This is a genomic window from Streptomyces anandii JCM 4720 (assembly GCF_014650655.1).
In the GTDB taxonomy this organism is placed as follows: domain Bacteria; phylum Actinomycetota; class Actinomycetes; order Streptomycetales; family Streptomycetaceae; genus Streptomyces; species Streptomyces anandii.
The window spans coordinates 142,719-144,653 of sequence record NZ_BMVJ01000007.1; the positions used below are offsets into that span (position 1 = coordinate 142,719).

Below are 1,935 nucleotides of genomic sequence, written 5' to 3' on the forward strand. Positions count from 1 at the left end.
ATGATCCATTCCCGCTCTTTCGTGTAATGGCACGGGCACGTTGCGTGATGGAACGCTGGTGCGTGCAAATCGATGCCCGGCGCCGATCCGGCCGGGCATGAAACGGGAGGGCAAATCTCTATGTCGGTAGGCGAAGAGGTCCGCACGGAGCAGGGCCGGCCGCAGCAGAGCCTCGGCACCGCGGCCGCGCGGAACCTGGCCACCACCACCAAGTCGGTTCCCCAGATGCAGGAGATCAGCTCGCGCTGGCTGCTGCGCATGCTGCCCTGGGTCGACGTGCAGGGCGGCACGTACCGGGTGAACAGGCGGCTGACCTACGCGGTCGGCGACGGCCGCATCACGTTCGTGAAGACCGGCGACCGCGTCGAGGTCATCCCCGCTGAACTCGGCGAACTGCCCGCCCTGCGGGGGTACGAGGACGACGAAGTGCTCTCCGAGATCGCCCAGCGCTGCCGGCAGCGCGAGATCGGCGCCGGCCAGGTGATCGCCTCCTTCGGCAACCAGGCCGAGGAGGTCTACCTGCTCGCCCACGGCAGGGTCCAGAAGGTCGGCACCGGCCCGTACGGCGACGACCAGGTGCTCGGCTTCCTCGCCGACGGGGCGTACTTCGGCGAGCAGGCACTCCTCGACCCGGACGCCATCTGGGAGTACACCGCCCGCGCGGACACCGCGTGCACCGTGCTCATCCTGTCCCGCCACGACTTCGAGCAGGTCGCGGAGCGCGCCGACTCGCTGCGCGCCCACCTCCAGCAGCAGCGGTCCCTACCCGAGCAGCACACCAACAAGTTCGGCGAGAAGGCGGTCGACCTCGCCGCGGGCCACAGCGGCGAGCCGGACATCCCGCACACCTTCGTCGACTACGAGGCCAGGCCCCGTGAGTACGAGCTGAGCATCGCCCAGACCGTCCTGCGCATCCACTCGCGCGTGGCGGACCTCTACAACCAGCCGATGAACCAGACCGAGCAGCAGCTGCGGCTCACCGTCGAGGCGCTGAAGGAGCGCCAGGAGCACGAGCTGATCAACAACCGGGACTTCGGACTGCTGCACAACTGCGAGTACGACCAGCGGATCCAGCCGCACGACGGAGTGCCCAGCCCCGACGACATGGACGAGCTGCTCAGCCGGCGCCGTGGCACCAAGCTGTTCCTCGCCCACCCGCGCGCGATCGCCGCGTTCGGCCGCGAGCTCAACAAGCGGGGACTGGTCCCGGAGACCATCGACATGGGCGGCAATCGCATCCCCACCTGGCGGGGAGTGCCGCTCTTCCCGTGCAACAAGATCCCGGTGACGGAGGCCCGGACCAGCTCGATCATCGCGTTGCGTACCGGAGAGGAGGACCAGGGAGTCATCGGACTGCGCGCGAAGGGCATTCCGGACGAGATCGAGCCGAGCCTGTCCGTGCGCTTCATGGGCATCAATGAACAGGCGATCATCAAGTACCTCGTCACCGCCTACTTCTCGGCGGCGGTGCTGGTGCCGGACGCGCTGGGGGTCCTGGAGAACATCGAGGTCGGCCGGTGGCGCTGACGTCGGTCGCCGCGGCACGGTGTCCCGGCCGGTCCGGCCGGGTACACCCGGGGGGTACGCGCCCGGACGCGGCGGCGTCGCCGCCGGCGCCCGGGGACTGCCCGAGGGGGATCGGATGGTCGAGATCATGACGGAGACGACGCAGCACCCGCCCGATGTGCAGCGGCCGGCTGGTACGGGGCGGGGACCCGCACCCGTCGCGCCGCTGCCCCGACGCCCCCTCGGGGACGACGGCGGCGGCACCGGGGGGACGGCCGGACGGCCGGTCGAAGGGGCAGCCGGGCGGTCGGCCGGAGGAATGGCCAGGAGGGCGGTCGAAGGGGCGGCCGAGGAAATCGCCGAAGGGCAGGACGCGGTGGGGATCCTCGCGCGGTCCAAGGCCGCCGTCGAGCCCGAACTGCGGGCGGC

1 protein-coding gene and 1 pseudogene are annotated in these 1,935 nt (G+C 70.6%); both read left to right on the plus strand.

Features of this window, described 5'->3' with window-relative positions; translation table 11 throughout:
- Window positions 1-120 precede the first annotated feature (120 nt).
- The gene (locus tag IE249_RS15115; protein WP_189705336.1) at window positions 121-1,527 is read left to right on the plus strand and encodes a family 2B encapsulin nanocompartment shell protein; all 1,407 of its coding nucleotides are present in this window, start codon (window positions 121-123) and stop codon (window positions 1,525-1,527) included.
- Window positions 1,528-1,654: 127 nt separating this feature from the next.
- A pseudogene (locus tag IE249_RS37305) lies at window positions 1,655-1,935 on the plus strand (hypothetical protein); the annotation flags it as partial.

Excerpts from the sequence above, each read along its gene's own strand:
- IE249_RS15115 (WP_189705336.1), top strand. The coding sequence starts at position 121 with ATGTCGGTAGGCGAAGAGGTCCGCACGGAGCAGGGCCGGCCGCAGCAG.